Below are 6,987 nucleotides of genomic sequence, written 5' to 3' on the forward strand. Positions count from 1 at the left end.
TGAGGTCATCCTCTGCGGGGGCGCGATCAACACCCCGCAGCTTTTGATGCTGAGCGGCATCGGGCCCGAGGATCACCTCGTCTCCCACGGCATCCCCGTGCGCGTGGACGCACCGCAGGTGGGCCAGAATCTCCAGGATCATCTCGTCGCCGGTCTCGCGCCCGCGGCGCGCGGCGGAACGCTGTACGGAGCGCGGCGGCCCGCTCAGCTCGCGCGCTATGTGAGCGCCCGGCGCGGCATGCTGAGCTCCAACGTCGCCGAAGCCTACGGCTTCGTGCGCACGGCCGTGGCCGATCGCACGGGCGCGCCCGCCGACCTGCCCGACATCGAGATCATCTTCGCGACGGCGCCGTACGTCGGCGAAGGCCTGGTACCGCCGCCCGCGGAGGGCATCACGGTGGGCGCGATCCTGCTGCAGCCGCGGAGTCGCGGTACCATCCGCCTCGCCTCCAGCGACCCGACGGATGCCGCGATCATCGATCCCGCGTATCTGACCGACCCCGCAGGCATCGACGCCGAGACCCTGCGCGCCGGCCTCGCGGAGTGCGAGCGCCTCATCGAGGCCCCGGCACTGCGCGCCGTGACGACGGGCGGCTGGGTGCAGCCGGTCGGTGGCGAGCGCATGAGCGCGGCGGAGCGGATCGAGCTGTCTCTGCGGCGCTACTCCCACACGCTCTACCATCCGGTCGGGACGGCGCGGATGGGGCTCGACGCGGCATCCGTCGTCGACCCCGAGCTGCGGGTGCGGGGCGTCGACGGCCTGCGGGTCGCGGACGCGTCGGTCATGCCGACGGTCATCCGCGGGCACACGAACGCGCCCGCCATCGTCATCGGCGAGCGCGCCGCCGATCTGATCCGCGGCATCTGAGCGCACGGATCGGATCAGCGGGCGATCGAGATCAGCGCCCGGCGCGTCGCGGTCCGCCGTTCTGGCGGACGACGGAGCCGACCATGAGCTTTCCGCCGCCGGTGCCACCGCCGTGCGAGGCACGACGGCCGGTGGCGCGGGCGTTTCCGGATGCCGCGGGCTGCGCCGACCGCTCGGCAGGGCGGTGGTCGCGAGCAGGACGCTGCTCGCGCCCGGCGGCGGAGCGCTCGGCGGCGGAGCGCTCGGCGGCCGGACGACCGGAACGGTCGGTGCGGGGCTGACCCGCCTGCGCTCCCTGACCGGCGCCGCGGCCACCACGGCCGCCCTGACCACGAGCGCCGCCCTGGCCCTGGGCGCCTTCGCGCGCGGCGCGCTTGCGCTGCGCGTTCGCTCCCTGGCTGCGACCGCCGCCGCCCTGGCCACGGCCGGGCTGCTCGGACTTCGGCGCGGGCGCGACGTAGGGGGCGACCTCGCCGACGAGCGCGGTGACCTGCGGGGAGGTCGGCGTCACGGGCACGGGGGTCGCGGTGATCGCCGCCTTGCGCAGGAGGTCCTTGACGTCCTTCTCCTGACCGGGAAGCACGAGGGTGACGACCGAGCCCTCGGCGCCGGCGCGGGCGGTACGGCCCGAACGGTGCAGGTACGCCTTGTGCTCCATGGGCGGGTCGACGTGGATGACGAGTTCGACGTCGTCCACGTGCACGCCGCGCGCCGCCACGTCGGTCGCGACGAGCACCTTGGCAGCGCCGGAGCTGAAGGCGGCGAGGTTGCGGTCGCGCGCCGGCTGCGACAGGTTGCCGTGCAGGTCGACCGCCGGAATGCCCTGCGCGGTCAGCTGCTGGGCGAGCTTCTTGGCGTGGTGCTTGGTGCGCATGAAGAGGATGCGACGGCCGGTGCCCGACGCGAGCGTACGCACGAGCTCCTTCTTCTCCTCGACGCCGCCGACGTGGAACACGTGGTGGGTCATCGCGGCGACGGGCGAGTTCGCCTCGTCGACGGAGTGGAGGACCTCGTTCTGCAGGAAGCGCTTCACGAGCTTGTCGACGCCGTTGTCCAGCGTCGCACTGAACAGCAGACGCTGGCCGTCGCGCGGGGTCTTGTCGAGAATGCGCGTGACCGACGGCAGGAACCCGAGGTCGGCCATGTGGTCGGCCTCGTCGATGACGGTGATCTCCACGGCATCCAGCTTGACGAAGCCCTGCGAGATGAGGTCTTCGAGACGGCCGGGGCACGCGACGATGATGTCGACGCCGGCCTTGAGCGCGGCGACCTGGCGGTTCTGGTTGACGCCGCCGAAGATGGTGGTCGTCGTCATGCCGTACGCGGCGGCGAGGGGCTCGAGGGTCGCGTTGATCTGCGTCGCGAGCTCACGGGTGGGCGCGAGCACCAGACCGAGCACTCGGCCGGAGCGGCGGGTGCCGCCGGCGAGGGGACCGCCGAGGCGCGCGGCGAGCGGGATGGAGAAGGCGAGCGTCTTGCCCGAACCGGTCTTGCCGCGGCCGAGCACGTCACGACCGGCGAGTGTGTCGGGCAGGGTGTCGACCTGGATGGGGAACGCGGTGGTCTTGCCGTCCTTCGCGAGGACGTCGAGGAGGGGGGCGGGCACGCCGAGCGCGCCGAAGGTGATGTCAGACATGGTGGTGTTTCTGGGCACGGGGGCCCGGATCGGTGGCCTCTGCGCGGATGCGCACAGGGTCGCCGTACGAAGAATGTCAGCCGATCATCCGGTCAGAACCGGGCGGCGAGGGAAGCGTTCTACGACGCGAGAGGCACCCGAGTGGTGCCGCAAGTGGTTCCAGCCTACCAGCGCCGCCGGTTCTCCGGCGGCGGAGGCCACGGCATCCACCCCGCCGGTGTCCCACTTTCTGTCGCCCGCACCCCGCTCGGGAGACAGAAAGTGGGACACCCGCCGCCGAAAGTGGGACACGGCGTGCGGGAGTGGGGTGTCAGGTGGCGAAGCGGTCGGTCGCGGCGCGCAGGGCGCGGGCGATGCCCGGCTCGGATGCCGCGTGGCCGGCGTCGTCGACGACGACGAACTCGGCCTCCGGCCAGGCCCGGTGCAGATCCCACGCCGTCATGATCGGCGTGCAGATGTCGTACCGGCCCTGCACGATGACCGCGGGGATGCCGCGGATCGCGCCGACGTCGTCGATGAGCTGCCCTTCGCGCAGCCACCCGCCGTGCATGAAGTAGTGGTTCTCGATGCGCGCGAACGCGACCGCGGTGGCCGCATCGGTCATCGAGGCGACGAGGTCCGGGTCGGGATGCAGCGTCAGCGTCGACATCTCCCACGTGGTCCACGCGATCGCGGCCGGCTCGTGGACGGCGGGATCCGGGTCGGTGAGCCGGCGATGATACGCCTCGATCAGCCGCGAGCGCTCCAGAACCGGGATCGGTGCCAGATAGCTCTCCCACCGGTCGGGGAAGATCGCCGCGGCGCCCCCCTCGTAGAACCATTCCAGCTCGTGCCGCCGCAGGGTGAAGACGCCGCGCAGGACGATCTCGCTCACGGCATCCGGGTGGCATTGGGCGTAGGCCAGCGCGAGCGCCGAGCCCCACGAGCCGCCGAAGACCTGCCACGTCTCGATGCCGAGGTTGCGTCGCAGCAGCTCGATGTCGGCGACCAGGTGCCAGGTGGTGTTGAAGCGCGGGTCGGCGTCGGGCGCGCTCATGTGGGGCGTGGACTTTCCGCAGCCGCGCTGGTCGAACAGCACGATCCGGTACTTCTCCGGGTCGAAGAACCGCCGGTGCCACGGGGAGGTGCCCGAACCGGGACCCCCGTGCAGGAACACGACCGGCTTGCCGTCGGGGTTGCCGGACTGCTCCCAGTAGACGCGCTGCCCGTCGCCGGCCAGCAGGTATCCGCTCTCGTACGGCTCGATGTCGGGGTAGAGGATGTCGTCCAGGTGGGCGGGGCCGTTCACAGTTCTCCTCCCGACACCGAGAAGGTGTCACAGGCTCCGAGCCCGTTCTGATACCCCGCCGTGAACCAGCGCTGCCGCTGGGCGCTCGAGCCGTGGGTCCAGGTCTCGGGGTTGACGCGGCCCGACTGGGCCTGGATGTTGTCGTCGCCGACGGTGGCCGCGGCGTCCAACGCGTCGCGCAGTTCCGCGTCGGTGGGCCGCTGGAGGTAGGCGACACCGTTGACGTCCTTCGCCTCCGTCGCGTCGGCGATCCACGCGCCGGCGTAGCAGTCGGCCTGCAGTTCGGTGCGCACCCCGTTGCTGGCCGGGCCGGTCCCGTCGTTCGGGTAGCGGTCCATGATGCCGGTCAGCTGCTGGATGTGGTGACCGTACTCGTGGGCGAGGACATACAGCTGGGCGAGGCTGCCGGCCTGCGCGCCGAACTGGCTGCGCAGCACGCCGAAGAACGTCGGGTCGACGTAGATGGTCTCCTCGGGCGGGCAGTAGAACGGGCCCGTCGCGTTCGAGGCGGTGCCGCAGCGGGTCGAGGCGGCACCGTCGACGATGATCAGCTGCGGCGCACGGTAGCCCTGCACGTGCGTGGACCAGTACCCGTCGAGCGCCTTCTGCCCGAAGACCAGGCGGCAGTCGTCGTTCGCGTTGGCGTCCGCGCCGGTGTCGCAACCCTGGATCGCCGAGTCCTGCGCGGTGCCGCCGGCGCCGCCGAGCAGGCTCGTGACGTCGCCGCCGGTGAAGAGGATGAGCAGCAGCACGGCGATGCCGCCGAGCCCGGCGAGACCGCCGCCGGCGACGGCTGCGGTACCTCCCCCGCGGCCTCGTCGCCGTGCGGTCGTGCCTCCCAGCTCTGCATTGCTGTTGAACGTCATGCCCCACCGTATCGTCCCGTGACGCGTCGCCGTAGGCTCGAGACATGGATGCCACGACAGTCACCGTGACCGGGGCCGGCGGACAGATCGGCTACGCGCTGCTGTTCCGCATCGCCGCCGGCGACATGCTGGGAGCCGGCCGCCCGGTGCGACTGCGCCTGCTGGAGATCCCCCAGGGGCTCAAGAGCGCAGAGGGCGCGGCGCTCGAGCTGCAGGACTGCGCCTTCCCGCTGCTCGCCGATGTCGAAATCACCGACGACCCGCGCATCGCCTTCGACGGAGCGAACCTCGCAATGCTCGTCGGGGCGCGCCCGCGCGGCGCCGGCATGGAGCGCGCCGACCTGCTCGCGGCCAACGCGGGCATCTTCGGACCGCAGGGCGCGGCGCTCAACGAGGTCGCCGCCGGCGACATCCGCGTCCTGGTGGTGGGAAACCCCGCGAACACGAACGCGCTGATCGCCGCGGCGGCCGCGCCCGACATCCCGGGCGAACGCTTCGCCGCACTGACTCGGCTGGATCACGATCGGGCCCTCGCCCAGCTCGCCGCCGCTCTGGAGGCGCCCGTGGCGGCGGTGCAGGGCGTCGCCATCTGGGGCAACCATTCCGCGACGCAGTTCCCGGACGTCGCCCACGCGAGCGTGGACGGTCGTCCGGTGCTCGACGCGCTGGCGGAGAAGCTCGGCGGGGCGGATGCCGCGGCATCCTGGCTCGACGACGTCTTCGTGCCCCGCGTCGCCAAGCGCGGGGCGGAGATCATCTCGGTGCGCGGCTCGTCGTCGGCGGCCTCCGCGGCCAACGCCGCGATCTCCCACGTCCACGATCTCGTCCATGGCACGGCGAACGAGTGGACCTCGGCGGCGGTGCTGTCGCACGGCGAGTACGGGGTGCCGGCGGGGCTGTACTCCTCGGCACCCGTCACGAGCGATGGCACGGCTTTCCGCGTCGTGGAAGGGCTCGACCTCGACGCTCGCGGCCGCGCCCGCCTGGACGTCTCCGTCGCCGAGCTCGTCGCCGAGCGCGACGCGGTGCGGGCCCTCGGCGTGATCTGAGCCGACCGTGACCGACCTCACGTGGCTGATCGCCGGCATCGCGGTCATCGGCGTCTCGACGGTCCTCGCTCGCCGACTGGGTGTCGCCGGCCCGCTCATCCTCGTCGCGATCGGGCTCGTCGCCTCACTGCTGCTGCCCGAGTTCTCGGTGCCCCCGGAGCTGATCCTCGTCGGCATCCTGCCCCCGTTGCTGTACGCGTCTGCGGTGCGCCTGCCGGCGATCGAGTTCCGCCGCGACGCCGTGCCGATCGCCGGACTCGCGGTCGTCCTCGTCGTCATCAGCGCCCTCGCGTTGGGAACGCTGTTCTTCTTCGCGATCCCGGGATTGAACTTCGCCCTCGCGGTGGCCCTCGGCGCGATCGTCAGCCCCACGGATGCCGTGGCCACCTCCATCGCGAAGAAACTGGGCATCTCCCCGCGCGTCATCACGATGCTCGAGGGCGAGAGCCTGCTCAACGACGCGACGGCGCTCGTGCTGCTGCGCAGCGCCGTCGCGGCATCCGCAGCAGGATTCTCGCTGGGGAGCACGATCGGCGCCTTCGCCTGGGGCGTGCTCGTCGCGGTCGTGATCGGCGTCGGGGTGGGCCTGCTGACCCTGCGGGTGCGGCGGTGGATCGGCGAGCCGGTGGCGAACACCGCCGTCGGCTTCATCGTCCCCTTCGTCGCCTACCTGCCCACGGAGCACCTCGGCGGGTCGGGACTGGTCGCGGCGGTCGCCGCCGGCATCACCGCCGGCCAGGGCGCCGCGCGATGGTCGACTCCCGAGCAGCGCGTGTCGGACGAGCTGAACTGGCACACGCTCGAGCTGCTGCTGGAGGGCGCGGTCTTTCTCATCATGGGGTTGGAGTTGCGCGACATCGTCAGCGCCAACGTCCAGAAGCACAGCGGTGTGGGCGTGGGGATCGGCCTCGCCCTCGCCGCCCTCGCGATCGTGCTCGCGGTGCGGGCGCTGTATGTGTCGGGGCTGGTGACGCTGATCGGTCGTCGCGCCCGCCGGATGCAGCGCGACAGACTGCAGGCCTTCAGCGATCGGCTGGACGCCTTCGACGTCGAGAAGGGCGACCTCCGCGACCTGCGCCCGCAACCGGGCGAGAACCCGAACGCGGCGCCGCGCCGCGGCGGACTCGTCCGCCGCACGACCGGTCGTGCGGCGGGGAGCGTCGCGAGGCGATGGGCGCAGCGCACGCCGGATGCGGCGTCCGCTCAGCGCCGGGTCGAGGGTGTGCGCGCCCGCGTGGGACGCGTCCTGAACGACATGGACTACTACCAGGCATCCCCGC

General features: G+C 72.1%; 6 protein-coding genes. 3 read left to right on the forward strand and 3 right to left on the reverse strand.

Going from position 1 to position 6,987, the window contains the following annotated elements; all coding sequences use genetic code 11:
• Positions 1–868, forward strand: an 868-nt coding sequence (locus BGN98_RS06770; protein WP_288120387.1) for a GMC family oxidoreductase, incomplete at its 5' end; no start/stop codon positions are given.
• Positions 869–899: 31 nt separating this feature from the next.
• On the opposite strand, the gene BGN98_RS06775 is transcribed toward BGN98_RS06770, so the two are convergent.
• The 3 genes from BGN98_RS06775 to ypfJ all read right to left on the reverse strand — a co-directional run bounded on the left by BGN98_RS06775 (position 900) and on the right by ypfJ (position 4,658).
• Positions 900–2,504, reverse strand: coding sequence for a DEAD/DEAH box helicase (locus tag BGN98_RS06775; RefSeq protein ID WP_061681048.1), 1,605 nt, complete (start codon positions 2,502–2,504; stop codon positions 900–902).
• 310 nt (positions 2,505–2,814) lie between these two features.
• Positions 2,815–3,792 carry a prolyl aminopeptidase gene (pip, locus tag BGN98_RS06780; protein WP_081767936.1) on the reverse strand — a complete coding sequence of 326 codons (978 nt, stop codon included), beginning with the start codon at positions 3,790–3,792 and terminating at the stop codon, positions 2,815–2,817.
• Entirely contained in the window at positions 3,789–4,658 is an 870-nt protein-coding gene (gene ypfJ, locus BGN98_RS06785; RefSeq protein ID WP_061681050.1) for a KPN_02809 family neutral zinc metallopeptidase, read from the reverse strand. The genes pip and ypfJ overlap by 4 nt, the downstream gene beginning before the upstream one ends.
• Before the next feature lie 44 nt (positions 4,659–4,702).
• On the opposite strand from ypfJ, the gene BGN98_RS06790 reads away from it, so the two are divergent.
• Together BGN98_RS06790 and BGN98_RS06795 are read left to right on the forward strand one after the other, a co-directional pair.
• Positions 4,703–5,707 carry a malate dehydrogenase gene (locus BGN98_RS06790; protein ID WP_288120392.1) on the forward strand — a complete coding sequence of 335 codons (1,005 nt, stop codon included), beginning with the start codon at positions 4,703–4,705 and terminating at the stop codon, positions 5,705–5,707.
• A 7-nt stretch (positions 5,708–5,714) separates the two neighbouring features.
• A partial coding sequence (locus tag BGN98_RS06795; protein ID WP_288120393.1) for a cation:proton antiporter occupies positions 5,715–6,987 on the forward strand: 1,273 nt, incomplete at its 3' end.

Source organism: Microbacterium sp. 69-7, assembly GCF_001897985.1.
GTDB lineage: Bacteria > Actinomycetota > Actinomycetes > Actinomycetales > Microbacteriaceae > Microbacterium > Microbacterium laevaniformans.